Annotated in this window: 26 protein-coding genes and 1 pseudogene; 18 read left to right on the forward strand and 9 right to left on the reverse strand. The window is 66.8% G+C overall.

The features are described 5' to 3' along the window. Positions 1–66 precede the first annotated feature (66 nt). The 3 genes from AC6I6X_RS01285 to AC6I6X_RS01295 all read left to right on the forward strand — a co-directional run bounded on the left by AC6I6X_RS01285 (position 67) and on the right by AC6I6X_RS01295 (position 1,850). Complete coding sequence (locus AC6I6X_RS01285) at positions 67–768, forward strand: phosphoglycerol geranylgeranyltransferase (protein ID WP_497928709.1); 702 nt, start codon at positions 67–69, stop codon at positions 766–768. A gap of 80 nt (positions 769–848) precedes the next feature. Then, positions 849–1,520 carry a helix-turn-helix domain-containing protein gene (locus tag AC6I6X_RS01290; protein WP_497928710.1) on the forward strand — a complete coding sequence of 224 codons (672 nt, stop codon included), beginning with the start codon at positions 849–851 and terminating at the stop codon, positions 1,518–1,520. A gap of 123 nt (positions 1,521–1,643) precedes the next feature. Continuing rightward, entirely contained in the window at positions 1,644–1,850 is a 207-nt protein-coding gene (locus tag AC6I6X_RS01295; protein WP_497928711.1) for a hypothetical protein, read from the forward strand. Positions 1,851–1,931: 81 nt separating this feature from the next. On the opposite strand, the gene AC6I6X_RS01300 is transcribed toward AC6I6X_RS01295, so the two are convergent. After that, positions 1,932–2,726, reverse strand: coding sequence for an SIR2 family NAD-dependent protein deacylase (locus AC6I6X_RS01300; RefSeq protein WP_497928712.1), 795 nt, complete (start codon positions 2,724–2,726; stop codon positions 1,932–1,934). A gap of 86 nt (positions 2,727–2,812) precedes the next feature. Here AC6I6X_RS01300 and aspS point away from each other — a divergent pair, with 86 nt between their 5' ends. After that, on the forward strand, positions 2,813–4,117 hold the full coding sequence (gene aspS / locus AC6I6X_RS01305) for an aspartate--tRNA(Asn) ligase (RefSeq protein ID WP_497928713.1): 1,305 nt from the start codon (positions 2,813–2,815) through the stop codon (positions 4,115–4,117). A 263-nt stretch (positions 4,118–4,380) separates the two neighbouring features. Here the strand turns inward: aspS and AC6I6X_RS01310 are convergent, their stop codons facing one another. Beyond that, positions 4,381–5,709 carry a WD40/YVTN/BNR-like repeat-containing protein gene (locus tag AC6I6X_RS01310; protein ID WP_497928714.1) on the reverse strand — a complete coding sequence of 443 codons (1,329 nt, stop codon included), beginning with the start codon at positions 5,707–5,709 and terminating at the stop codon, positions 4,381–4,383. Positions 5,710–5,819: 110 nt separating this feature from the next. Between AC6I6X_RS01310 and AC6I6X_RS01315 the strand changes: the two genes are divergently transcribed. The 4 genes and pseudogenes from AC6I6X_RS01315 to AC6I6X_RS01330 all read left to right on the forward strand — a co-directional run bounded on the left by AC6I6X_RS01315 (position 5,820) and on the right by AC6I6X_RS01330 (position 10,981). Next, complete coding sequence (locus tag AC6I6X_RS01315; protein ID WP_497928715.1) at positions 5,820–6,653, forward strand: pantoate kinase; 834 nt, start codon at positions 5,820–5,822, stop codon at positions 6,651–6,653. Positions 6,654–6,919: 266 nt separating this feature from the next. Then, on the forward strand, positions 6,920–9,817 hold the full coding sequence (locus tag AC6I6X_RS01320) for a DUF1508 domain-containing protein (protein ID WP_497928717.1): 2,898 nt from the start codon (positions 6,920–6,922) through the stop codon (positions 9,815–9,817). 53 nt (positions 9,818–9,870) lie between these two features. After that, positions 9,871–10,128 (forward strand): annotated as a pseudogene (locus AC6I6X_RS01325) (RNA-guided endonuclease TnpB family protein); the annotation flags it as partial. Between the two features lie 76 nt (positions 10,129–10,204). Further along, positions 10,205–10,981: a 4-phosphopantoate--beta-alanine ligase gene (locus tag AC6I6X_RS01330; protein ID WP_497928718.1), complete on the forward strand. Its 777-nt coding sequence runs from the start codon at positions 10,205–10,207 to the stop codon at positions 10,979–10,981. 21 nt (positions 10,982–11,002) lie between these two features. Here AC6I6X_RS01330 and AC6I6X_RS01335 read toward each other — a convergent pair whose 3' ends face one another. After that, complete coding sequence (locus AC6I6X_RS01335) at positions 11,003–11,326, reverse strand: hypothetical protein (protein WP_497928719.1); 324 nt, start codon at positions 11,324–11,326, stop codon at positions 11,003–11,005. Between the two features lie 131 nt (positions 11,327–11,457). Next, positions 11,458–12,111, reverse strand: a complete 654-nt coding sequence (locus AC6I6X_RS01340; protein WP_497928720.1) for a hypothetical protein — start codon at positions 12,109–12,111, stop codon at positions 11,458–11,460. 123 nt (positions 12,112–12,234) lie between these two features. On the opposite strand from AC6I6X_RS01340, the gene AC6I6X_RS01345 reads away from it, so the two are divergent. Beyond that, positions 12,235–12,519, forward strand: a complete 285-nt coding sequence (locus AC6I6X_RS01345) for a HalOD1 output domain-containing protein (RefSeq protein ID WP_497928721.1) — start codon at positions 12,235–12,237, stop codon at positions 12,517–12,519. Positions 12,520–12,761: 242 nt separating this feature from the next. Beyond that, positions 12,762–13,742, forward strand: a complete 981-nt coding sequence (locus tag AC6I6X_RS01350; RefSeq protein ID WP_497928722.1) for a tyrosine--tRNA ligase — start codon at positions 12,762–12,764, stop codon at positions 13,740–13,742. Between the two features lie 24 nt (positions 13,743–13,766). Here AC6I6X_RS01350 and AC6I6X_RS01355 read toward each other — a convergent pair whose 3' ends face one another. Continuing rightward, on the reverse strand, positions 13,767–14,585 hold the full coding sequence (locus AC6I6X_RS01355; protein ID WP_497928723.1) for a DUF7504 family protein: 819 nt from the start codon (positions 14,583–14,585) through the stop codon (positions 13,767–13,769). 223 nt (positions 14,586–14,808) lie between these two features. Between AC6I6X_RS01355 and AC6I6X_RS01360 the strand changes: the two genes are divergently transcribed. Further along, positions 14,809–15,471 carry a 5'-nucleotidase C-terminal domain-containing protein gene (locus AC6I6X_RS01360; RefSeq protein ID WP_497928724.1) on the forward strand — a complete coding sequence of 221 codons (663 nt, stop codon included), beginning with the start codon at positions 14,809–14,811 and terminating at the stop codon, positions 15,469–15,471. A 218-nt stretch (positions 15,472–15,689) separates the two neighbouring features. Then, a complete protein-coding gene (locus AC6I6X_RS01365) occupies positions 15,690–16,625 on the forward strand; it encodes a biotin--[acetyl-CoA-carboxylase] ligase (protein WP_497928725.1) in 936 nt (311 codons plus the stop codon). A gap of 41 nt (positions 16,626–16,666) precedes the next feature. Here AC6I6X_RS01365 and AC6I6X_RS01370 read toward each other — a convergent pair whose 3' ends face one another. Further along, on the reverse strand, positions 16,667–17,440 hold the full coding sequence (locus AC6I6X_RS01370; RefSeq protein ID WP_497928726.1) for a hypothetical protein: 774 nt from the start codon (positions 17,438–17,440) through the stop codon (positions 16,667–16,669). A 105-nt stretch (positions 17,441–17,545) separates the two neighbouring features. On the opposite strand from AC6I6X_RS01370, the gene AC6I6X_RS01375 reads away from it, so the two are divergent. Beyond that, complete coding sequence (locus AC6I6X_RS01375) at positions 17,546–17,716, forward strand: DUF1059 domain-containing protein (RefSeq protein WP_250139919.1); 171 nt, start codon at positions 17,546–17,548, stop codon at positions 17,714–17,716. Between the two features lie 118 nt (positions 17,717–17,834). Here AC6I6X_RS01375 and AC6I6X_RS01380 read toward each other — a convergent pair whose 3' ends face one another. Continuing rightward, complete coding sequence (locus tag AC6I6X_RS01380; RefSeq protein WP_497929630.1) at positions 17,835–18,314, reverse strand: universal stress protein; 480 nt, start codon at positions 18,312–18,314, stop codon at positions 17,835–17,837. A gap of 90 nt (positions 18,315–18,404) precedes the next feature. Next, positions 18,405–19,427 carry an amidohydrolase family protein gene (locus AC6I6X_RS01385; protein WP_497928727.1) on the reverse strand — a complete coding sequence of 341 codons (1,023 nt, stop codon included), beginning with the start codon at positions 19,425–19,427 and terminating at the stop codon, positions 18,405–18,407. A gap of 202 nt (positions 19,428–19,629) precedes the next feature. Between AC6I6X_RS01385 and AC6I6X_RS01390 the strand changes: the two genes are divergently transcribed. Then, entirely contained in the window at positions 19,630–19,929 is a 300-nt protein-coding gene (locus AC6I6X_RS01390; RefSeq protein ID WP_497928728.1) for a DUF7130 family rubredoxin-like protein, read from the forward strand. A 71-nt stretch (positions 19,930–20,000) separates the two neighbouring features. On the opposite strand, the gene AC6I6X_RS01395 is transcribed toward AC6I6X_RS01390, so the two are convergent. After that, positions 20,001–21,233 (reverse strand): HD domain-containing protein, encoded by a 1,233-nt coding sequence (locus tag AC6I6X_RS01395; RefSeq protein ID WP_497928729.1) that lies wholly within the window; start codon positions 21,231–21,233, stop codon positions 20,001–20,003. 89 nt (positions 21,234–21,322) lie between these two features. Here AC6I6X_RS01395 and AC6I6X_RS01400 point away from each other — a divergent pair, with 89 nt between their 5' ends. The 4 genes from AC6I6X_RS01400 (at position 21,323) to AC6I6X_RS01415 (ending at position 24,200) form a co-directional block, all read left to right on the forward strand. Next, positions 21,323–21,571, forward strand: coding sequence for a hypothetical protein (locus AC6I6X_RS01400; RefSeq protein ID WP_497928730.1), 249 nt, complete (start codon positions 21,323–21,325; stop codon positions 21,569–21,571). Positions 21,572–21,744: 173 nt separating this feature from the next. Beyond that, a complete protein-coding gene (locus tag AC6I6X_RS01405; protein ID WP_497928731.1) occupies positions 21,745–22,836 on the forward strand; it encodes an AI-2E family transporter in 1,092 nt (363 codons plus the stop codon). Positions 22,837–22,908: 72 nt separating this feature from the next. Further along, positions 22,909–23,553 (forward strand): hypothetical protein, encoded by a 645-nt coding sequence (locus AC6I6X_RS01410; RefSeq protein WP_497928732.1) that lies wholly within the window; start codon positions 22,909–22,911, stop codon positions 23,551–23,553. Beyond that, positions 23,550–24,200: a DUF2238 domain-containing protein gene (locus AC6I6X_RS01415; protein ID WP_497928733.1), complete on the forward strand. Its 651-nt coding sequence runs from the start codon at positions 23,550–23,552 to the stop codon at positions 24,198–24,200. Before AC6I6X_RS01410 ends, AC6I6X_RS01415 begins: the two co-directional genes overlap by 4 nt. The last annotated feature ends 129 nt before the right edge of the window (positions 24,201–24,329 follow it).

The raw sequence follows: 24,329 nt of genomic DNA on the forward strand, positions 1-24,329 counted from the left end.
CTACCTGGTCTGCCATCTGGTGGCCGTTCCGTAGCGTTTTTGCTGGTTGTCCGGAAACGGGGGGGTATGACTGCGCCCTGGGACGACTGGAACCACATTCTCAAACTCGATCCCGACAAGGAACTTCCGGACGGGATCACCTACGGCGACCTCTGTGCGACCGGGACCGACGCGATCGAGGTCGGCGGTACGATGGGGATGACCGAGGAGAACATGACCGCCGTCATCGAGGCCTGCGCGGAACACGACGTCCCGCTGTACCAGGAACCCTCGAACCCGAGCGTCGTCGTCGACAACGACGCCCTGAAGGGGTATCTGGTACCGACGGTGTTCAACGCCGGCTCGCCGTTCTGGATCACCGAGGCCCACAAGGAGTGGGTTCGACTCGACGAGGATCTCGACTGGGAACGAACGACGCTCGAGGCCTACATCGTCATGAACCCCGAGGCCGACGTCGCGGAACTGACGGAGGCGAACTGCGACCTCGAGGCCGACGACGTCGCGGCCTACGCGACGGTCGCCGAGCGGATGTTCGGCCAGGAGATCGTCTACGTCGAGTACTCCGGGACCTACGGTGACGTGGACGTCGTCGCGGCCGCGGGCGAGGCCGTCGACGAGGCGACGCTGTTCTACGGCGGCGGCATCCGCGATTACGACTCGGCGTACGCGATGGCCCAGCACGCCGACGTCGTCGTCGTCGGCGACCTCGCACACGACGAGGGCGTCGAGGCCGTTCGGCAGACGGTCGAGGCCGCCAACGACGCCTGAGGTTCGTCTCACTCCGGCCCTCGCCTCAAAAATATCAGCGGCCTAAACTGTTTTGCGTCTCCATCGCTAATTACTGTGCCATGAGTCTCCTCGCGGAGTTCGAGGCGGTCTCTCCCGCCCTCGTTCTCGGGCCCACGCTGTCGGCGATGCCGTCGCTCGAGGTCACCCTCGAGCGACAGTACGCGATCGACCCCGATCGGCCGCTCGCCGTCTGTCGGATCCGGTGTGACGATCCCGCCCGACTCGATCGGGCGCTGGCCGACGACGGAACGATCGACGAGTTCGAACGGGTCGACGGCGGAACCGAGCGATTCCTGTACCGGTTCCGCCGGAGCGATTCGGGCGTCGTCGACGCGTACCGGCAGTGGGTCGCCGTCGGCGGCGAACTGCTGGTCGGACGCGCCAGGAACGGTCGGTGGGAGATCGAGATGCGGTTCCCCGATCGGGACGCCTTCAACAGCTACCACGAGTTCCTGCAGTCCGAAGACGTGACCTTCGAACTCCGCCGTCTCGCCGACGGCCCGTGGCCCGATCGACCCTGGGACGACGGGCAGGCGACGCTGACGGAGTCCCAGCGGGAAGCCCTCCGGGTCGCCTACGAGGACGGGTTCTTCGAGGTCCCGCGCGGGACGGAGTTGTCGGCTATCGCCGACGCCCTCGGAATTTCTGACCAGGCCGTCAGCGAGCGACTGCGTCGCGGACAGGCCCGGCTGATCGAGGAGCACGTCGTCCCGGACCGCCCCCGATCGTGAGGTCCCGGAACCGGCACGATTCTGGCGGAGGAGGACTCCCTCGGCCGCCGTCGCTGACGCCGGACGCGTACTGACGTCGGTTCGTCATTCTTATCCAGTGCGGCTACGTTAGACGGGTGTTCGATGAAATTCTGCCACGACTGCGACTGGTTCGCCGCCGTCGAGGACGCCGCGACGGAACGCGAACGATCGAAACTCGCGCTCGAACACTTCGTCGAAACGGGCCACTCGATCGACACGAGTGACTCGCTGGGCAGACCGATGCCGCCGGCGATCTGTGCGGAACTCCTCGTCCACGAACTCGTCCCGGCGGCCGATCGAGCGGACTGATACCGCAAACCGGCGCCGTGTGTTCGGCCGCCGTCTCGATCGTCGAGTCGTCGCCGACCGGTTGTCGTCCCGTGACGTGCGCTACGGGGCTTCGACGAGCGATCGAAGGTCCGGGAGTACCTCGACGACGTCGTCCCGACGGATCACGTCGGCGACGCCGTCACACGGCGTCGGCTCCAGGGTGACGATCCCGAGGGTCGCGCCGGTCGAGGCGGCCAGTCGCGGGAGCGACGCGGCGGGTTCGACGACGAGCGAGGATCCGATCGCGAGGAAGACGTCGCTTTCCCGGGCGAGCGATCGGGCGCGCTGGATGACGGCACCGGGGAGTCGCTCGCCGAAGAGGACGACGTCGGGTCTGCAGATTCCCCCACAGTCACAGGTCGGCGGGAGCTCGCCGTCGGCGACGCGCTCGAAGATCGGTTCCGCGGCGGTCCGTTTCCCGCAGTCGGCACAGCGAACCCGCCGGGCGTTGCCGTGGAGTTCGACGATCGGCGGGCCGTCGCTGTCGGCGGGTTCGTCCGCGGGTCGGTCGGTGATGGACTCCGCCGCATCCTCGTGGAGGTCGTCCGTGTTCTGCGTGAGGATCGCGTCGAGGTGGCCGTCCCGCCCGAGCGCGGCAAGCGCCTCGTGACCCGCATTCGGCTCGTACGCCTCGTCGAACAGCTCCCGATGGAGATCGAGCCGATCGGCCCAGAAGCCCGCGGGATCGGTCCGGAACCGGCCGTAAGTGAACTGTCCCTCGTCGAAGTGCTCCCAGACGCCGTCGTCGCCGCGGAAGGTCGGGACGCCGGACGGTGCGGAGATGCCGGCACCGGTGAGGGCGATGGTCGTCTCAGCACCTCTGACCGCCGCTGCGAGGCGTTCCTGATCGCTCATACGACGGCGATCGGTTCGCAACGGGAAAACGGCTACTCCGGATACGAAAGATTGCGCTTAAGTTTCGGCTACGTGAACCGGGAGGTATGCAGGACAGAACCTACACTGCCGACGCCGAGCCGGGCGACGACGTGACGGTCGCCGGCTGGGTCCACGAGATCCGAGACCTCGGCGGGATCGCCTTCCTGATTCTCCGGGACACCGCCGGAAAGATCCAGATCAAGTTCGAGAAGGACGAGATGGACGAGGACCTCGTCGAGACCGGACTAGGCGTCTCCCGCGAGAGCGTCGTCCGGGTCTCGGGCGCTGTCGAGGAGGAACCCCGCGCGCCGACGGGCGTCGAGATCACGCCCGAGGACGTCGAGGTCGTCGCGCCCGCCGACCCCGAACTGCCGCTCGACCCGTCGGGGAAGGTCGACGCCGACCTCTCGACGCGACTCGACAACCGCACCCTCGACCTCCGCAAGGAGGAGGTCCAGGCGGTCTTTGAGATCCGATCGGAGATCCTGCGTGCGGTCCGCGAGCGGTTCCGCGAGTTCCGCTGTACGGAGATCACGACGCCGAAGATCGTCGCCACGGGGACCGAGGGCGGCACCGAACTCTTCCCGATCACCTACTTCGGCGAGGAGGCGTTCATGAACCAGTCGCCGCAGCTGTTCAAGCAGCTCATCGCCGGCTCGAACGTGGAGCGGGTCTTCGAGATCGGCCCGATCTTCCGCGCGGAAGAGCACAACACGCCCCGGCACTTGAACGAGGCGACCTCGATAGACTTCGAGGGGGCGTTCTGCGACGAGAGCGACGCGATGGACGTCGCCGAAGGGATCGTCAGGGCCGCCTACGAAGCCGTGAACGAGAACTGCACCGAGGAACTCGAGGCACTCGGCCTCGAAGACGAGTTCGACATTCCTGAGGGCGACTTCCCCCGCCTCAGCTACGAGGAGGCGATCGAGCGCATCAACGCGACGGGCGAACTCGACGAGCAACTCGTCTGGGGCGACGACCTTTCGACGGAAGCCGAGAAGGCGCTCGGACAGGACGTCGGCGGCCACTACTTCATCACCGACTGGCCGAGCGAGATCAAGCCGTTCTACATCAAGGACCACGACGACGACGAGCAGCTCTCGACCGGCTTCGACCTGATGCACCCGCGCATGGAACTGGTCTCGGGCGGCCAGCGCGAACACCGCCACGAGCACCTGATCGAGGGCTTCGAACAGCAGGGCCTCGATCCCGACCAGTTCGAGTACTACACGAAGATGTTCAAGTACGGGATGCCGCCTCACGCCGGCTTCGGCCTCGGCGGCGAGCGGCTCATCATGACGATCCTCGGCCTGGAGAACATCCGGGAGGCTGTGCTGTTCCCGCGAGACCGGCAGCGCCTGTCGCCGTAGGCGGCGGCGCAACCGTCGAGTGGGTGCTCGCGGAATCTTCGATTCCGCGTCGTTCCGCGTGATCGTCAGCGTTTGTCGCCACAGGCGACGAACCTGAGAGCCAGCGAGACGAGCGAAGCGAGTCTCGCAGGACCGGCAGCGACTCAGTCCGTAGGTCTCGCGACGACCCGTCGTTCTTCGACGGCTGATTCTCCGTTTGTGGGAACGATCGGACGAGGCGACTCGATCGCCGATAGTAGTCGATACCGGTCCTCGCCCGCCGTTCACCGCCGTTCGACCACGGTCCCGTCCGCCCCGACGGCGATCGATCGATCGGGTCCGATCGCGACGCCGTGGAGCGGGCCGCTCGCACCCGTGAGGACCCGTTCCCAGTCTGCGGACGGTTCGGGGCGGTCGTAGACGGCTCCGTCGTCGTCGGTCGCGACGAATCGATCGTCGCGTCGGGCGAGCGCCGTCAGTACGCCGTCGGTGACCCGATCGGGTGTCCACGTGCCCCCGTCATATCGGTAGACGACGCCTGCATCCGTGGCGACGTGGAGGGCGTCTCCCGAACCGGTAGCGAGGGCCGTGAGCGTGCCGTCGGCCCCGTCGATCCCGATCGCATCGAACGTCCGTCCGCCGTCGTCGGTCCGAAAGACGCCGTCGTTCGTGTCGCAACAGTAGCCGATCGCGTCGTCGACCAGCGCGATCCCGCTCAGGCTGGAGCCGCTGCCAGGCGTCACGGGATCGTCCCACGCGAGCGCTCCGTCCCGGTACCGGCCCCGGATCACCTCGCCCGACCCGTTCGTCAGGAGGATCGTCTCGTCGTCCGTCGCGCCCGCTACGGCCAGGTCGGTCAGGTTGTCGGTTCGATCGGCCGGGGCGGAGTAGTCCGTGTGCCGGCCCGATCCGAGTTCGAATCGGCCGACCGCCCCGCCGTCGCCGGCTATCCAGGCGACGTCGGCGTCGGGCGTCGCGTCAACCGCGCGGAGGTCCCATCCCTGCGCGCCCGGGCCGTCCTCGAGTGCCAGGTCCCAGTCGTCGCCGGTGGTCGCGAGCGCCGCCCCACCGGCCCCGACGGCGACTGCGCCGCCGTCGGTGACTGCGACGTCTGCGAGGGCCGCGTCGGTCGGCACGTCGACGGTCGTCCAGTGGCGTTCGGTCCCGGATTCGGGCGCTTTCGCGCCGGTTGTTGACTCCGATTCGTCGTTCCCGGACTCCCGATCCGTCGTCTCACCGACGGGTGGCGACCGTGGCTCGCGTCCGTCGGGGGAGTGGACCTCCGGGGACGTCACCGTGGCGGGTTCGGATCGGTCGATCGTCGTGCCCCGGTCCGTGCGCGGTCCGGACTGGGCGGCCAGTGCGGCCTCGGTCGGCGATCGGGAGTCGTCGTCGGCCGCCGTGGTCGATGCATCGGGACTGCGCGCTCGCGAGAGATAGAGGGCGATCGGCGGCACGACGTAACTGGCGATCGCCAGCACGACGAACCCGCGGTGGACGATGGTGAGGGTCCCGAACGCGGTGAGTCCGGCCGTCGCGACCGCGTGCATCCAGGTCTTCGTGTATCGCCTGTAGAACGCGGCGAAGCCGTCGGTTTCGGTCCGGGGCGCCATCCGCTGATATTGCGGTATCGGCGGGGAAAAGTCACGGCCCTGTGTGTGCCAGAGCCGACCCGGGCAGCGAACCTATACGGTTATATCGGGCGAGGCGCAAACGGGGGCTAATGCGCGAGGAGGCGACGGCGTTCGTCCCGGGACACATCACGGGGTTTTTCAGTGCACATCCGGCCGAGGATCCGACGAAAGCCGGTTCCCGCGGCGCGGGACTGACGCTCACGGACGGGGTCGAGGTCACCGTCGAACCCGCGACGGGCCCGGAGCCGACGGTCGTACTGGACGGCGAACCGATCGACGTCGATCCGGTGACGACGGTGCTCGATACCCTCGACGCGCCGGCCCGCGTCGAGGCCGAGTCGGATCTCCCGATCGGGTCCGGGTTCGGCGTCTCGGGGGCGATGGCGCTCGGAACGGCGCTCGCGGCCAACCGCGTCTTCGAACGGAAACTCTCGCGAAACGAACTCGTGACGATCGCACACGGCGCGGAGGTCCAGGCCGGAACCGGCCTCGGCGACGTGGTCGCGCAGGCCCACGGCGGCGTGCCGATCCGACTCGAACCCGGCGGCCCGCAGGACAACAAACTCGACGCGATTCCCGCACGCGCACGCGTCGAATACGTCACGTTCGGCCAGTTGTCGACCTCGGAGGTGCTCTCCGGTGACACGGAGCAGTTGACGGCCGCGGGCAAGGAAGCCCTCTCCCGCGTCGTCGAGGAACCGACGCTGCTGTCGTTCATGTACGCGTCCCGGGCGTTCGCCCGCGAGGCGGGGCTCCTGACCGAGGACGTCGTCGGCACGATCGAGGACGTCACGGCGGTCGGCGGCCAGGCCTCGATGGCCATGCTCGGCGAGACGGTGTTCGCGCTCGGGACCGGGCTGTCCGACGCCGGTTACGACCCGGCCATCTGTGCGACACATCCTGCCGGGGCAGTCCTCAGGTAGTTTCTGCTCATTGGTATCATACCTCATGCGACAGTATCCGATCGCTGATTCGTCAGCGGTCCTGACCGTGCGACGAACGGCGACCGGTGAACGCGTGGGGTCCTGAGCCGCCCATCTGTGTTCCGTTCCGGCGTCTTCCGGACGCTGCCGTCCCGAGCGGTGGGTCGGATCGAACCCGGTATACTCAGTTGTACTAGATGACAGTTTTGAAAACAGTAGCCGAATCTTTATTATATTCCGTTCGAGTTATCGTTCCAAGTTTCGCAATGTCTTTCAACAGTGACCTTCACCAAAATCTGTTCCGACTGTACGAACACTACGTCGGTGAACCGGACTCAAAAAAGGACGTCTATGGCTATTGGCTGTTCATCTTTGGATACATCGTCGGCTCCGCCGGCGTGTTCGCGTTCGTCGTGGGGTACACCTCTGTCGAGGGCTCCGCGACGGAAACGATAATTAGGTGGGGAGGCGTCGCGGCGTCGTTCGGACTGGCCTTCTGTCTGTTCGGTATCGGCCTGATGCTTCCGGTGCGCAAGCGCGGGATTCAAGCGAGTATCGTCGGATTGTTGATTTCGCTGACCGGTGTCGCGATGTACGGTGTCCTCTACCCGGATAACTGGCGCGAGCGAGGAATGGGGATGGACGCCGAAGTGATCGCCGTCTACACGGCCGGTATCGCGATCATTGCGGGCGTGACGGCGCTCGTCCCCGTCCTCACGGGGCGGAAAGGGATGTTCGTCGAAGAGGAGGGGACGACCGAAGATCCGCCGGTGATGACCGGCGACGCGCTCGAAGGCGCTCAGTTCGCCGTCTTTCGGGACGAGAACGGCGACTGGACGTGGAACATTCTTCACCTCGAGGCGCTCGCGGGAACCGAGGACAGTGCCGTCACCCGGCCCGACGCGCGGGAGGGAATCGAGCGCGTCAAGTCCCAGATCAGTTCCGCCGGTCTGATGGAGTTGACGACCTCGGCGTTCCGCCTCTACGAGGGTCGCGACGGGACCTGGCAGTGGGCGCTCGCCCGCGACGACGGCAGCATCGTCGGCACCTGCGCCGGCGAGTTCGGCGAACGCGACGAGGCGGAGAACTCCGTGAGTTTTCTCAAGGACCGCGGGCCGAAGGCCGACGTCATCGAGATCGAGGACGCTGCCTTCACCTACACCGAGGAGCGCGATCAGTGGTTCTGGAAACTCGTCGACGACGATCGAACACCGCTGGCTACCAGCGAGGACGGCTACCACACGCAGGAACGCGCCGAGGAGGCCGCCCGGTCGTTCGCCGAGCGTTACGATCAGGCGCGGCTGCTCGACATCGAGCACGTCGGCGTCGAACTGCACGAACAGGGAGACGACTGGACGTGGCGGATCGTCGACAGCGCGGACGACGTCGTCGCGACCTGTACCGACACGTTCGGCTCCCGCCGCGGCGCGGAGGAAGCCGCGGAGGCCCTGCTCCCGGAACTCGGATCGGCGGCGGTCACCGTGGCCGGCGAACCGACCTACGAGCATTACCAGTCCCGTGACGAGTGGCAGTGGCGACTGATCGACGAGAACGAACACATCGTCGCCGAGTCTCCCGAGGGCGTGGCCGACCACGACGACTCGGAGCGACGCGCCGAGGCGCTCCAGACGAACGCGCGGGACGCGGACGTCGCCGAGATCGAAACCGCGGAGTACGAGGTGTTCCCCGCGGCCCAGAAACTGTCGTTCGACGAGGACGACGACCTGTCGACGGGCGCGGACGAACGGTCGGTGGTCACCGACGGCGGAGCGGCCGCGGCCGACGGCGAGAACACGACCGAGTGGCAGTGGCGACTCGTCACCAGCGATCGCGAGATCATCGCCGGGAGCAGGGAGCCTTCCGGGAGTCCCGCCGCCGCGGAGGACGCGATCGAGCGGGTCCGCCAGCAGGCCAGCGAGGCGGACCTCATCGAGTTCGAGAACGCGGCGTTCCAGGTGTACGAGGCCGACGACGGCGAGTGGCGCTGGCGGCTGATCGACGAGGACGGCAACGTGCTCGCCGACAGCGGCGAGGAACACACCTCCCGGGGCGAGGCCGCGGAGGCGATGATGACGCTGAAAGAGCAGGCACCAGACGCCGAACTGCTCGAGATCGAGACCGCGGCGTTCGAACTGTTCGTCAACGAGGACAACGAGTGGGGCTGGCGGCTGATCGACGAGGGCGGTAAACTCGTCGCCGAGGATCCGTCGACCCACCCGACTCGCGATGACGCGCGCGAGGCGATGAACCGGTTGCTCGAACACCTCGACTCGAACGTTCGAACGATGGATCAGGCCATCTTCCAGCCGTACGCGGACGACGACTGGCACTGGCGCTTCGTCCTTCCGTCGGGCGAGACCGTCGCCGTCGAAGGCGAGGAGCATCCGACTCGCGACGAACTGGTCGCCAGTATCGACTCGATCCGCGAGGCGGCCGCGTCCGCACAGAGCTACACGGTCGGCGACGTCGCCGTCCAGCTCTACGGCAGCAACGAGTGGCGGTTCCGCCTCCTCGACCGGGATCGCGAGGAGATCGCCGACTCGGATGGTACCTACGCCGACCGCGAGGCCGCAGTCGCGGCCGTCGAGGAATTCACGAGCCACGCAGACGACGCCCCGATCTTCGCGATCGAGGACGCCGCGATCCGCCTCGACAGCAGCGAGGGCTGGACGTGGGACCTGGTCGATCGGGACCGCGAGGTCATCGCAAACGGCGTCGGCACGTCCTCGAACAGGGACGCGGTCATGTCCGACGTGGAAAAGGTCCGCGAGCTCGCACCGATCGCTGGCCGGGTCGACTTCGACGTCGCCTCGTTCGAACTGGTCTCCGACGAGGACGACCAGTGGCGCTGGCGGCTGCTCGACGAGGACGGTCGGACCGTCGCGACCGGCAACGAGAGCCACGTCTCGAACGAGGCTGCCCGCGAGGCGATCGAGGACGTCCGTTCGTTGATCGAGAAAGCGAGCATCCTCGAGATCGACAGCGTCTCCTTCGAACTCCACAGCGCGGAGGACGAGGACGGCTGGGTGTGGCGGCTGGTCGACGAGTACGGCAGCTCGATGGCCGAGAGTACCCAGACCTACGAGACCAGAACGGAGGCGCGCGAGGCGATGAACGACGTCAAGGCCCACGCGCCCGAGGGCTGGATCACGTTCACGGAGTAACCGTCGTCCGCGCCGAATCGACCGCCGACTGACGACCGTTTTTTGCCGTTTTGAACCACGCGGACTACGACGCCGCGAAGAACATCGGGTGACGATATCTCCGTCGCAACCAGACTGAGGACGACGGAGGCGCACCCGTGGGCGTGCGCGTGAATGGCGCGGGACCAGAGGTCCCGCGGACCATGTGAACGGGCGCCACGCGCCCGTGAGCAGACACCGGGACGTCGAACGTGAACGGAGGCGATTCTCCTGCCGAGGAAACGGCCAGAACGGGAGTCCACGCTGAATCCCACTGCTTTAGCGGTGGGTAGCTCAACAGTGTGACGTATTCGGGAGCGAATTCGACGGATCGGTCTCTTTTTCACCGATCGAATCCAGTGAACGATCGTGACCGATTACGAGACCGTCGGAGCGGAGGTCGAAGACGAGGAGGAGATCCCGGAGGACCATCCCCGGTACCAGGATCTGCTCACTCGCCACCGGATCGAGGAGGGCGTCGAGAAGGGGATCACCCACCTCCAGGGGATGCACGCGGAGGGCCGCGGGAGCGCCTTCGACTACCTGCTCGGCGAGGAGACGATCCCGAGCGCCGACGCGGCCGAACGCGCGGCCGCCGCTCACCTCCTGCTCGCGGACCGACCGGTCCTCTCGATCAACGGCAACGTGGCGGCGCTCGTCCCCGGCGAGATGGTCGCACTCGCCGAGGCCACCGGCGCCGACCTCGAGGTCAACCTGTTCAACCGGACGCCCGAGCGGATCGCGGCGATCGCCGACCACCTTCGCGAGCACGGTGCCGATGACGTCAAAGGCCTCGAGGCGGACGCCCGGATTCCGAACCTGGACCACCAGCGGGCGAAGGTCGACGCCGACGGCATCTACGCCGCCGACGTCGTCCTCGTCCCGCTGGAGGACGGCGATCGCGCGGAGGCCCTAGACGAGATGGACAAGACCGAGATCGTGATCGACCTGAACCCCCTCTCGCGATCGCCGCAGGTCGCCGACGTGCCGATCGTCGACAACATCATTCGCGCCGTTCCGAACATGACCGCACACGCGCGGGACCTGGCTGACGCCGACGAGGCAGAGTTGCGGAAGATCGTCGAGACGTTCGATCGCGAGGCGGCGCTCGAAAACGCGGAAGAGCGGATTCGGAACGGATTCTGACGGGTCTTGCCGTCGGTGGCGTCAGTCGCGTCGCTCCCAGTACGGTGTCTCCTCCAGACGGGGGAGAACCGTCTGCAGATCCGATCGCGCAGCGCCGTAGAACCGTTCCCGGCCGACCGGCGTGCGAATTTTCAGGATGACGGTATTGTCAGTCACGCGGAACACCGTCAGCGTCCACGACGATCCGGTCCGCTCCCACTCGCTGTGACGCGTCGACTCGTCGTCGTCGACCACGCGTGATCCCAGCTCCCAACTCAATCGCGACAGGTAGGGTAGCGTAAACGGGACGACGTCGGGGAGTTCGGCACCAGCGTCGCCGCCGTTCTCCGGTGCATGGGTAGCCATACCACGTGGGTGCGTCTCCGTCACCAAAAATACACTCATTTTCTCGTCACCGGGGTCCACACCGGGTCCGGTCCGGGACCTCGTCGATCGACCGATCGATTCGACGCCGGTCTCCTCGCCCACGTGGTCGGTCAGGACCGATCGGCGATCCGCGGCGAAACCGTGTCCCGCTCGCCGTCCCGATCGGTCGTCAGCGACTCCTCACCGTCAGCGTACGGCAGACGTGACGTGACCGACGAGATGGCCTCCTCGACCCGGTAGTACGACATCGAGAGGTACTCGCTGGCCCGTCGCGTGATCGAATCGTCGATCTCGTAGTCGACGCCACGTCCCTCGAGCGCCGCACCCTCGTAGCTGGTGAGCCACCGCCGCGCGAGTTCGACCCCCTTCTCGGCGTCGTAGCCGCGGGCGACGTAGTGTCTGTAGGGATGTCGGATCCACGAACACTCCCAGTGGGCGTAGACGTCGACGCCCTCACCCTCGTCGAGTTCGTGGAGGACGACGTGCAACTGGTAGGAGGCGAGCGGGGAGGGTCGCCACACCCACGACCCCTCGGAAGTGTTCCCGTCCGCGCGCACTTTGAGGGCCGCGATCGGGTTCCGCGAGAACCCGAGGTCGTCGAGGATCGATTCGAGGGTCTCCTCCGAACAGTAGGTCGTCAGAGCGTACTCCTCGGCCGTCGTGTGGCTGATGGCGTAGCCGTCGAAGCGTCCAGCGAGCAGGTAGTGCACCTGCGGGAGGAAACTGCGCCGAACGGCGTTGACCACGTCCGTCGAAACTCCCATGCGTCGGCCCTACGGGGACCAGTCGGAAGGGGCTTGGGCAGACAATGTTCGATACGATCACCGATCGCCATGCATCAGCCAGTACAAGCGTTACCTCGATCGTGGGCTTCGATCCGATCACCGATGACCGAGTCGATCGATTCGACGGACGACGACATCGTCACGTGCCGCGAACTCGACACCGCGCGGGAGTCGCCGGCGATCCAGGTCGTGGAAGTCGTCGCCGAACTCGAGGATGCCGATCCGGCGGACATCTCGCCGATTTACAACTGCATCGACGGGCTGATCGCCGACCTCTTCTCGTCACCGCCGCCCGCCGCGGCCGACGCGGGACTAGCGTTCACGTACCAGGGGTATCGGATCCACGTCCAACAGGACGGCACCGCTACGTTCTGTCGCGCGCCGTAACCCTCCGCGATCGGCCGGTCTGGACTCCCTGCCCCCGATCGGTCGTCCGCAACCTGCCGGTCCACGATCGAGCCGCGTCGACGCGGAACCGGTACACTGGACTCGATCGACGCGCGGGCTTTCATACGGACTACTGTCGGTCAGTTCCGGTGCAACCGCGACCGCCGTGCGGTTGCACCGGGAAATCGGTACAGGAGGCCGTATCAGGAGGTATAAATTCCTCCTCCGGTTTCAATCCACACATGGACACCTACGACCTGATCACGCGAAACGCCGAGGAGGTCGTCACCGACGAGGAGGTGCGCAACCTCGCGAGCGAACCCGAGGGCAAGCGCGTCTACGTCGGGTACGAGCCCTCCGGCGTGCTCCACCTCGGTCACCTGCTGACGGCGAACAAGCTGATCGACCTCCAGGAGGCCGGCATGGAGGTCGTCGTCCTGCTCGCGGACGTCCACGCCTACCTCAACGGGAAAGGAACGTTCGAGGAGATCCGCGACACGGCCGAGCAGATGAAAGCCCAGTTCGTCGCCTACGGCCTCGACGAGGCGGAGACGGAGTTCGTCTACGGTTCCGCGTTCCAGCTGGACGAGGAGTACACCCTCGACCTCCACGAACTCGAACTCTCGACGACGATGAACCGCGCCCAGCGCGCGATGGCCGAGATCCAGGGCGACGAGACGGCGAAGGTGAGCCACCTCGTCTACCCGCTGATGCAGACGCTCGACATCGAATACCTGGACCTCGACCTCGCGGTCGGCGGTCTCGACCAGCGCAAGGTCCACATGCTCGCCCGCGAGAAGCTTCCGGAACTCGACTACGAGGTCCGGCCCGCCCTCCACACGCCGATCGTCGCCGATCTCACCACCGGCGAGGGGAAGATGTCCTCGAGCGAGGGCGTCACTATTTCGATGGAAGACTCCACGGAAGACCTCGAGGAGAAGGTCAATTCGGCGTTCTGTCCGCCGACGCGCGATCCCGAGGGCGACCTCGAGAACCCCGTACTCGAACTGTTCGAGTACCACGTCTTCCCGCGGTTCGAGACGGTGACCGTCGAGCGACCCGAGAAGTACGGCGGCGACCTCACCTACGAGTCCTACGAGGCACTCGCGGCGGACCTCGAATCAGGCGAACTCCACCCCGCCGACGCGAAGAGCACGCTGGCGGCGTGTCTCGACGAACTGATCGCACCGGGTCGCGAGAAACTCCGCGAACTGCGAGCCTGATCGCCACGTCCGCCGGGTGATTTTCTACGGGTTCCGGATCCGGAGTCCGGTCTCGTCCCGTTCGACGGTCGCGTCGACGATCGATTCGAGTGCGTCCAGGTCGGCCCCCGGGCAGGCGTCGACGTCGACGTGGTAGTGGGCGATCGCGTCCGCCGCCCGGACGTCCCCGGCGAGGGTCTCGAGAAATCGGCGACCGGCCGTCCAGTCGACGTGCTGTAACAGTTCGGAGATCGACTGGAAGCAGACGACGGTCCGATTGTCGTTCTCCTCCCACGCGGAGAGCTGATCGGTGATCACCGATTCGAGCGTCGTCAGATCGGCCGGATCCTCGACCACGGCGATCGACGGCGGGTCGGGTGCCGGGGCCGTCCGGACCGGTTCGGACGCCGATGTCGACCGCGTGAATCCGCCGACGGTAACGACGCCCATCTCGGCCGGACGGCCCTCGAGGTGAATGGACGGGTCGTCGAACGAGATCGTGAGAACGTTCTCCCACGCCGGCGGATACGGGGTCAGCAGTTCGGTACACGTCTCGGATCCTTCCGTCGCCGGCACGAGCACGTTCGAGACGCCGGTGAGTGTCGCGTGGATCGAGTCCGGATCTCGGACGACCAGCCGCGTCCCGTTCAGGACGGTCACGTGAACCCCTTCGTAGACGACGGACACGAATCGCGTGGGCCCGTCGCGGACGACCGTCTCCAGCACCTCCGGATCGACGGTCTCCTGGAGCGGCGCGAGTTCCTCTCGCCCCTCGTCGACGACCATCGAGACGGCCTGGACGATCTGTCCGCCCAGCGGCGGGTCTTCCTCGAGGTGAACGTACAAGGGGGTGTCGGCTGGCATGTAGCTACGTGCTGGATACTGTCACGCTTCCGTTTATAACGACTGGTCCGTTCAGCGACTCCCGGTCGCCGAGTAACGCCAGCGGGACGTCGATGCCGGGATCTGACGGCGTCGCGGGGACCATCCGTCGGAGATGGGCTGTCGACACCGGTCGTCGTGACGCTCGCGAAAACCGGACGATTCGCGACCTCGTGTCCGATACTCTCGTCGAGGAGCATGGTTGATGAATGTTCAGGTCGGCGGCGTCCAGTACGAGTGGACCGATCACTTCGGTGATGGGACGGTCGAGAACGTCTACGTGCAGGGTACACCCCTCGACCGCGAGGCGACGTACACGCTCACGACGAACGACTACGTCGCCGGATTCGACGAGTTCACCGACGCCGAGGTGATCCACGAATCCGACGACTTCCTCGGGTTCATCACCCTCGAGATGCTCGAGGAGAAGGGCGCGGTATCGCCCTCCGTCGACGATCGAATCAAACGCGTCGACGAAGACGTCGCTTCCCTCACGGACCTGGTTCGCCGTCGCGATCGGACGCGCGTCCGGTTCGACGCGCCCGAAAGCCGGGCCGCTATCGAAGGCGAGTCGTTCTACGCGCTGAACCGGCACGGCGAGCGCCTGGAGGCGACCCGTACCGACCTCGAGGACGACGATCTGTGGGTCAGTTTTCCCACCGGACGGGTACAGCAACTCGCTGCGGGCCCCGGCGACCAGGACGTTCGAGTGTTCGGCGGGTTCGACCCGGACGAATCGTGGTACGGGTACGAGGACGACGGCGAACTCCTCGAGTTACCCGTCGCGGCGGCCTGGGACCACTTCGTACTGAAAGGCGACGTCGACGACGAGGCCGTTCGAGGTTCCGGACCGTACAGCAACCACTGACAGTCGATGCACATCTGATCGCAGGACGGCTGTGCGATCCGCGTGTAAATCGGTTCAGTGGCTACTATAACTGCTCCGTCGATACCGACTCACGGCTCCGGTTTTCCTCGTAGATCGATCCCGCTCGTGTTCAAAGCGATCGCAAACGGGTCGGGTAACTGGGACGATCGATCGCGGATTCCTCCCGATTGAAGTACGAGCGGACCCCTTGCCAGCCTATGAACGAGACGCGACGGGCGATCCTCGCGGCGATCGACGACGGGCCGCTGTCGGGCCCGGAACTGGCCGCCGAACTGGACGTCTCGCGAGCGGCCGTCTGGAAGCACATCGAGGCGCTCCGCGAGGCCGGCTTCGAGATCGAGGGCGGTCCCGACGGCTACGACCTCGCCGGGGTCACGGCCTACAACGGCCCGGCGGTCGAGTACGGCCTCGACGCGCCGTTTACGGTCGAGTACCACGACTCGATCGGGAGCACGAACGATCGGGCGCGCGAACTGGCGACGGAGGGGGCCGCGGACGTCGCCGTCCTCGCGGACGAGCAGACCGGCGGGCGCGGCCGCCTCGAACGCGAGTGGGCCGCCCCCTCGGGTGGCGTCTGGGTAAGCGTCGTCTCGCGACCGGCGATCTCGCCGGCGAGGGCGCCGCTGTACACGCTCGCCGCGTCGGTCGCGATCACGCAGGCGGCCCGCGAGGCGGGCGTCGACGCGCAGATCAAGTGGCCCAACGACGTGGTCGTCCCGATCGACGGAACCGACTACCGGAAACTCGCAGGCATTCTCACGGAGATGGAGGGGGAGACGGGACGCGTCGAGTGGCTCACCGTGGGGATCGGCGTCAACGCGAACATCGACGCCGAAGACCTGCCCGAGACGGCCACCAGCATCCGCGCCGAGGCCGGCGACGTCGATCGCCGCGTCTTCGTCCAGCGACTCCTGGAGGAGTTCGATCGGTACCGCTCGGATCTCGACGCCGTCGTGCCGGCCTGGCGCGAACACGCGCTGACGCTCGGCCAGCGGGTGCGGATCGATCGGCCGGCCGGCGACCTCGTGGGGGAGGCGATCGACGTGACCGACTCGGGTGCGCTCGTCGTCGAGACCGACGACGGGCGTGAGACCGTCTCCGCGGGCGACTGCGAACACCTCCGGCCGGTCTGAAGCTGACAGCGCGCTATTCGATCCGGATCGCTCGCGTCGAGTCACATGAATCGGGACCAGATCGAGTCCCGCTCGACGTCGCGCAGGATCGATCGCATCGCCTCGAGATCGACCCCGTCGGCACTCGGCGATCCGGTCGGCGAGTCCCGGTGTGGCTCGTTACCGCGATCGGTCTCGGCGAACGGTTCCAGGTCGAGTTCTTCGATTAGCTCCGGCGAGGAGATCGACGCGATGAGGCGCAGTATCGATCGATTCACGCCCTTCATGGCTCGCCGCATCTGCCGGAGATCCGCCAGCCGTCGTCGGGTCTCCGCCGAGAGGTCGTCCTCGGTGACGGTCGCGTCCGGGTCGACGTCGAGTTCGGTCGGATCGATCACGATGTGGACGTTCCCGACGTCGTCGAAGTGAATCCGCTCCCGGTGCTGGCGCAATCGGTTGATCCGATCGATGGTATCGTACAACTCGAGCAACGACCGGCGGATCTCGGGCGAGAGTCGGAGGAACATGCCGGTGTGTTTCAACTGTTCGAACGCGGTGGTCGAGAGGGAACTGGGGAACGAGACGACGTATCGGATCTCCATCCGCGTTCCCGGCGGGACCTCGATCGGCAGGTCGACCTGCTGGCGTTGCAGGTCGGCGGTGAGGAGGTCAGCGAGTTCCCGGAGTCGATCGGCGTTCTGGTCGAGTTCCGTCTGCATCGCCCGGAGGGACTGGATCTCCTGCCACTGATTGCGCAGATAAAACGTGAGAAAGACGGCGAACAGCGCGGTCACCGCACCGGCGAGAACCGAGATCACCGTCCCCGTCGCTACCATACGTGTGCAATCGAGAGCGGAATACAAATGCTTCGACGGCGGCAGTGGGACGGGTCGTACCCCCGGAGGCAGCACCTACTTGATGCTTGCGCGACTCGATAGCGTATGGTCACGGAACGGTATCGGTTCGAATGTCGCGACGTCGCGGACTGCGACGTGGTCGTCTACAGCGAGTTCGAGGAGTCGATATACGAGGCCGCGCGGTCCCACCTGAAGGACGTCCACGGACGCGAGGTCACCGACGACGACGTCGCTCCCTACATCGAAGAACTCTGACGCGGCGTCCGTCGTTCCGCTGGCCGCACGTACCCGCGGCGGTCACCGATCGAACCGCAGACCAGCGCAGTCGCTGTGCGTGTCGACGGCACGACGCCCTTCTGCGAAGAACGCGCTCTTACTCGACGGCGACGGGCGATCGTTCGGCCGCTTCACCGCGTTCGTCGTCGTCGCCGACACGGACCGTAAGCACCGGGACGTCGGCCCGGCGGACGACCCGTTCCGCGACGCTCCCCAGGAGGAGGCGATCGATGCCGCCGCGGCCGTGGGTCCCCATCACGACGAGGTCGCAGTTCTCGGGCGAGGCCCGGTCGATGATCGTTCGACTCGGTGCCCCCTCGCGGATGCTGGTTTCGACCTCGACGTCCTCCGGGGCGAGCTCCTCGGCGCGTTCCACGGCGGCTTCGCCTTCCGTGTACAGTGCGTCGCTGATCCCTTCCCACGCCGTCTCCATGGGGAGGCCGCCGTAGCCGGCGACGTTGACCACGTACAGCACGCGGACCGTCGCGTCGTGGGCCCGCGCGAGGTCGAAGGCGTACTCGAGGGCGTGTTCGCCCTCTTCCGACCCGTCGGTCGGGACGAGGATACAGTCGTACATCTTGCTAGTAGATATCATACCGCACCCACGGCCATAACGTTACGTGAACGTGTGGTGTGGTTGATATCTCAGGCGCGGAGCGCCGCCCCGTCAGGGATCGAGCACGACCTCGCTGACGTCGTCGACGCCAGCGCGCCGGACGACGGCCCGGACCGGATCCCGCGCCCCCGCGAGGTTGTCCGAGTCGCCGTCGAGGACGAGGAATCGGGCCTCGCGTCCCGGTTCGAGGACCCCGTACTCGAGGTCCGCGAGTTCGGCCCCGTTGATCGTCGCCATCCGGAGAATCTCCGCGGCCGGCAGGTCCGCGACCTTCGCGACGAACTCCATCTCCCGGAACATCGACGGCGAGTTGAGCATCACGTTGTCCGTGCCGAGCGCAAGGGTCGTCCGCTCGGCCAGGTCCGCGACGGGCGGGAAGCCGACGTCCGTCACGAGGTTCGATCGCGGGCAGACGACGATCGGAACCTCGCTCTCGGCGACCCGATTCAGGTGATCCGGTTCGGGGTGGACCATGTGGACCAGGAAGTCCGGATCGAGGTCCAGCGCGAGAGCGACGTCGCTCGAATCGACCTCGCCGGCGTGGATTCCGAACGGTTTGCCCGCTTCACGGGTCGCGGCCCGCTCCCGATCGAAGGTGTCGTCGTTGGCGCCGCTCGCGCCGAAGCCGTCGCCCGCGTGCATGGCGTCGATCGAACCCCGGGCGAAGGACAGCGCTTCGACGTCGAGGTCGGCCGCGGCCTCGTCGAGCATCTCGACTCCAGCGACGTCGCCCTCGCGGAAGTCGAGGCAGGCCGCCGTCCCGCTCCGGTGCATGAATCGGAGCGATCGGCGCATGCCCTCGACCAGGTCCTCCCGGGAGGCCGCCCGGAGCAGGCGGTGTTTCAGCCCGTTCGGCGGCGCGACCAGTTCCTCGAGCGAGAGGCCGCCGCCCGCCTCCTTCGCGATCGAATCGCCGATGTGGGTGTGAGCGTTGACGAAGGCCGGAACGATGACGTCGGTGCTGTCGACCGACTCCTCCTCGATGGCCTCGATTCGGCCGTCGTCGTCCACGACGAGTCGTCCTTCGACGGGGTCGAAGTCCCGCCCTCGCAGTATCGTCCCCGTTCGTTCCATGGGGGAGTGTTCGTGGGGAGTCCCTTCAACAGTTCGACGTCGGATCGTCGACCGCGGGATCGACCCCGGTTCGATCGTCCTGCAAACAGCTTCGCCATCCGTCCGATCAGGAGCGAGCCCGGCGTCCGCGTCGGCGGACTGACCTGTCTCGGGAGGAGAGCCGTGGGCAACTACTATGCGTGAGGGTACCACACATTCGAGTATGAGTCAACGGGACGACCACCTGTACGCTGGCGTCACGGTTGGCCAGACGGTCTACGACGACGACGGCACGGAACTCGGCACCGTCCGCGGCGTCGACGACGACGGGTTCTACGTGCTCGCGCCCGACGCCGCCCCCGAGAAGACCATCGGCGAGGCTCGAGACATCACCGGGAAGGACTACGTCATGTGGCGGTGCTGGGAGTGTGGCGAACTGGGCCGGATCGAGGACGAGTTACCCCCCGAGTGTCCGGATTGCGGGGCACCGCGCGAGGAACTCTACTACTGGGCGGAGGACTGACCGCGACGGGGCCGATCGGCTGTCAGCGCCCGGGATCGATCGGCTGAGCACGGCCGGTCGTCCACCTGCGGTCACTCGGCGAACTGGTCCAGCGTCGCGTCCAGGCCGTTCCGGACCTCGCTCACCAGCGCCCCCTCGATGTCGAGTCCGAGCACGGAGACGGCGGCCCGGCCGACCCGATCGCGCACTTCGGCCGGCGAGTAGACGCCCAGCCGCCACTGCGAGTACTGGGCGGCCCGGAGCGCCCCGACCAGCGGTGACTGGTGTTCGAGGGGCCGAATCTCGCCGTTGACCATCACGCGCGTCGTCGACTCGGTCATCGACGGCCGACTCGGAACGTCCAGGATCACCCGATCGGGGTCGACACCGGCCTCGGACGCGATGTCGCGCTCGAACGCCCGGATCGACTCGTGCTCGGCCTCGATGACGCCGCCCGGCACGTCGTCCATCTCGGCCCACACTGCTCGCTTGAACAGGTCCCGCTGGTCGAGTCGGCGGGAGAACTCGCCGGTGTCCGCACACGATCGGAGCGCGACGATCAGGTCGTGATCGTCCATTCGCTGGAGGGTGGCGGCGTCGACGTCGGCGTCGGGCGACTCGAGCAGTCGTTCCGCCGCGCGACGGAGCATCGCCTTGCTGATCCGGGCGACGCTGTGGCTGTAGACGGTCGGGTTCATCAGCGCCCGGGCGACCAGCAGGCTCTCGGCCGTCTGGACGTTCCCTTCATCGAGGACGAGTTCGCCGTCGGCGAACGTCAGCTCCCGGACCAGCCGGCCGGTGTCGATCGTCCCGTAGGGGACGCCCGTGTGGTGGGCGTCCCGGACGAGGTAATCCATCCGATCGACGTCGAGTTCGCCCGAGACGAGCTGTCCGAAGCGGCCGTCGCCCGCGACGAGGTCGGCGACCGCGTCGGGATCGAGGTCGTGATCCCGCAGGACCGCCCCGACCTGTCCCTCGTTCAGGAGGTCGTGAACGTCGTCGTGGTACCGGCCCGTTCGGCGGTAGGTCAGCGACTCGAGGTTGTGACTGAACGGCCCGTGGCCCACGTCGTGGAGGAGCGCGGCCGCGTGGACGCGATCGGCCCGTTTCCCCTCGACGCCGAGTTCTTCGAGGGCCGCACACGCGAGATGGTAGACGCCGAGACTGTGCTCGAAGCGGGTGTGGTTGGCCGACGGGTAGACGAGCGAGACGGTCCCTAGCTGGGCGATTCGCCGGAGTCGCTGGACGGCCGGCGTATCGAGGAGGTCCCGCGCCACACCGTCGATCCGGATGTGGTCGTGGACGCTGTCCTTGATGGTTTTCATGCCCCTCCTTTTGGCGCTCTCACACAAAAACGATCGTGTCATTGCCGGCACCACCACTAATGGCGTCGCCGTGGTCTCTCCCATCGCCAATGACTGATCTCACTATCCCCTCGGACGCCGACCAGCGAGAGGCCGCGACGCTCGTCCAGCAACACGTCTCGGTCGGCGACGAGGTCGAGGTCTGGGAGGCCGATCGAACCGGGGCGGACGATCCCGAACGGACCGGAACCGTGACGGGGATCGAACCGGGCTACCTCGAACTCGACGGGCAACCGCTCGACGAAGGAAGCATTCGGTACGACGAGATTCACGTCGTCGTTCGCGTCGACACCGAGTGACGGTCGGTCCCGGCGCGACCGCGTGCCCCGGTTCCCGTGACGCCGGGCGTGGCAGATCCTCGCGCTCGTGACGGCCACACGCGCACTCGTCGCCCCCCGTGTAGCCGGAGGCCCTTGCAGTTGCGTGCAGTGTCACGCCGGTGGCTTTTGCTTCGCGCCCACGTTTCCAGACCATGTGCGCGTTCAACGGGTGGGACGGCCGCCGCGCCCTCTGGTCCGGCCTCGGACTGGCCATCGCCCTCGCGATCGGATTCGCCCTCTTCAGCTACCTCGGGACCCTGCTCTTCGCAATCTTTCTCTACTACGCCACTCGGCCACTCTACCGCCTGCTCGATCGGCGCGTCGACCACCCGAACGTCACTGCGTCGATCACGATCCTGTTCGTCGTCGTTCCGATGGTGGCGGTCGTCGGCTACGCCGGGCTCGTGGCGCTCGGCGAACTCGACCAGTTCCTCGCCGCGAGCGACCTCGAAGTCTACCGGTCGGCCCTCGAACCGTACCTCTCGGTGGCCCGCGAACGGGACGTGGGTCGCCTTCGGGAGGCGCTCGCCTCGGACACCGGCCGATCGGTCACCTCGGCGCTCCAGCAGGGGATTCCGGCCGCCTTCGGTCCACTCTCGTCGATCGCGGGATCCGTCTTCGGAGTCCTCGCGCGGATCTTCCTCATGATCACGTTCCTCTTTTACCTGCTGCGGGACGACTCGAAGCTTCGACGGTGGTTCTCGAGGAGCGTCGACCACGACGAGGACATCGTCTCGTTCCTCGAAGCGGTCGACGACGACCTCGAGACGATCTTCGTCGGCAACCTCGCGATCGTCGGGGTCGCGGCCGTCATCGCCGCCGGCACCTACCTCGCCCTGAACCTGTTCGCGCCCGGCGGTCAGATCGTCGCCACGCCGGTGTTGCTCGCCTTTCTGATCGGGATCGGGACGCTGATTCCGGCCGTCGGGATGAAAATCGTCTACGTCCCGTACGGGCTGTACCTCCTCGTCCTGTCGCTCGCGGGCCCCGCGCCGCTCTGGCAGCCGATCGCGTTTTTCCTCCTCTCGTTCACCGTCGTCGACACCGTTCCGGACTTCTTCGCCCGGTCGTTGCTCTCCGCACGGAGCGGGATTCACATGGGGCTCGTCCTCCTCGGATACTTCCTCGGGACGCTGGCGTTCGGCTGGTACGGCCTGTTTCTCGGGCCGATCGTCGTCGTCCTCGCGGTGCATTTCGCCCACCGGAGATTTCCCCCACTCGCGAGCACGCTCCTCGCCGAGTGATGCGCTCGGGATGGCCAGTGTGAATCACATAGCAGGCAACCGGTTTAGAACTACCCGGGCCGTACGGCTCCCATGGATGTTCTCGGTACCCTCGTCGAGAACGAGCGGGTGAACGCCGCGATCTCCTGGCCGATCGTCGGCGTGATCGCCGTCACCGCCGTCGTGACCGCTCTATCGGGGGCGTTCGTCTGGACTGCGCTCGCGACGGCGGTCGTCGTACTCGCGATGGTTCCGACGCTCCGACAGCGGGACGCGCTCGTGATGCTCCCGTGGGAGGTGCTGGCGATCGCGGCCGCTCCGCTCGGGCTTCGTCTGGTGAGACCGCTCCCGATCGCGGGCTTTCTCACGGTCGCCACCATCGCGTTGCTCGTCACCGTGGAACTCGACGCGTACACGCCGGTCGAGATGACGTCGCGATTCGCCGTGGTGTTCGTCGTCCTCGCGACGATGGCCGTCGCCGGCTGCTGGGTCGTCGTCCAGTGGGCCGCCGACGCGCTGCTCGGGACCTCCCACCTCACGGGGACGGTCGAGGTGATGTGGGATCTCGTCTACGCGACCGCGTTCGGAGGACTCGCGGGTGCGCTGTTCGTGCTCTACTTCTTCCGACACGACGCCGCGGGCGGCGTCCGGCGAGGGGACGACCGCGAACGGGGACAGCAGAGAGAACGCGATCCTGGCCGAGATCACGACCACGAGTCAGCGGGTGATGTACCGTGACGGCCGACAGCGAGACCGTTCTCGGACTCTCAGAGCGACGCTGCTGGCAGTTCGTCCACCTGCTACAGGGCGCACTCGCGCTACTCGTGGGCTACGCGATCTTCACGGCCGATCCGAATCTCGCAGCCAACGGTGCGGTCCCGCTCGCACTCACCTTCACGCCGGCGCTCGTCCGCCGCGAGTTCGACCACGAGATCGGGGGCGGACTCGCCCTCTGGATCGCCGCCGCCGCGTTCCTCCACGCGGTCGGCGCGGTCGGCCTGTACGCGTGGTTCGGCTGGTTCGATCAGTTCACCCACACCGTCTCGGCGACGCTCGTCGCCGGCGTCGGGTACGCCGTCGTCGACGCGCTCGATCGCTCGGGGAGCGCCGTGGAGTTCCCCGCCGAGTTTCGCTTCGTGTTCATCGTCGTCTTCGTGCTCGCCTTCGGCGTCTGCTGGGAGATCCTCGAGTTCGCCTCCGGGGGCCTCGCCAGCCTCGTCGGCGGTGAGGCCCTCCTCGCCCAGTACGGGACCGACGACATCGCGTTCGACCTCCTGTTCAACGCCGTCGGCGCCGTCCTCGTCGCCCTCTGGGGGACCGGGTACTTCGACGGCATCGCCCGGGTGTTCGCGAAGGGGATCGACGGTTCCCGAGACGCCCCCTAATTTCGATCTCGATTTCGACGCCGAACCCGTGGCGTCCACGTTCTCAGCGGTCGGTGCGCGTCTCGAGCGACAGCGTACTGCACGACGAAACCGATCCGAAGCGGAGACGATCGGGAAGAATCGGCCTCG

Source organism: Halosolutus sp. YCN4, from assembly GCF_059736495.1.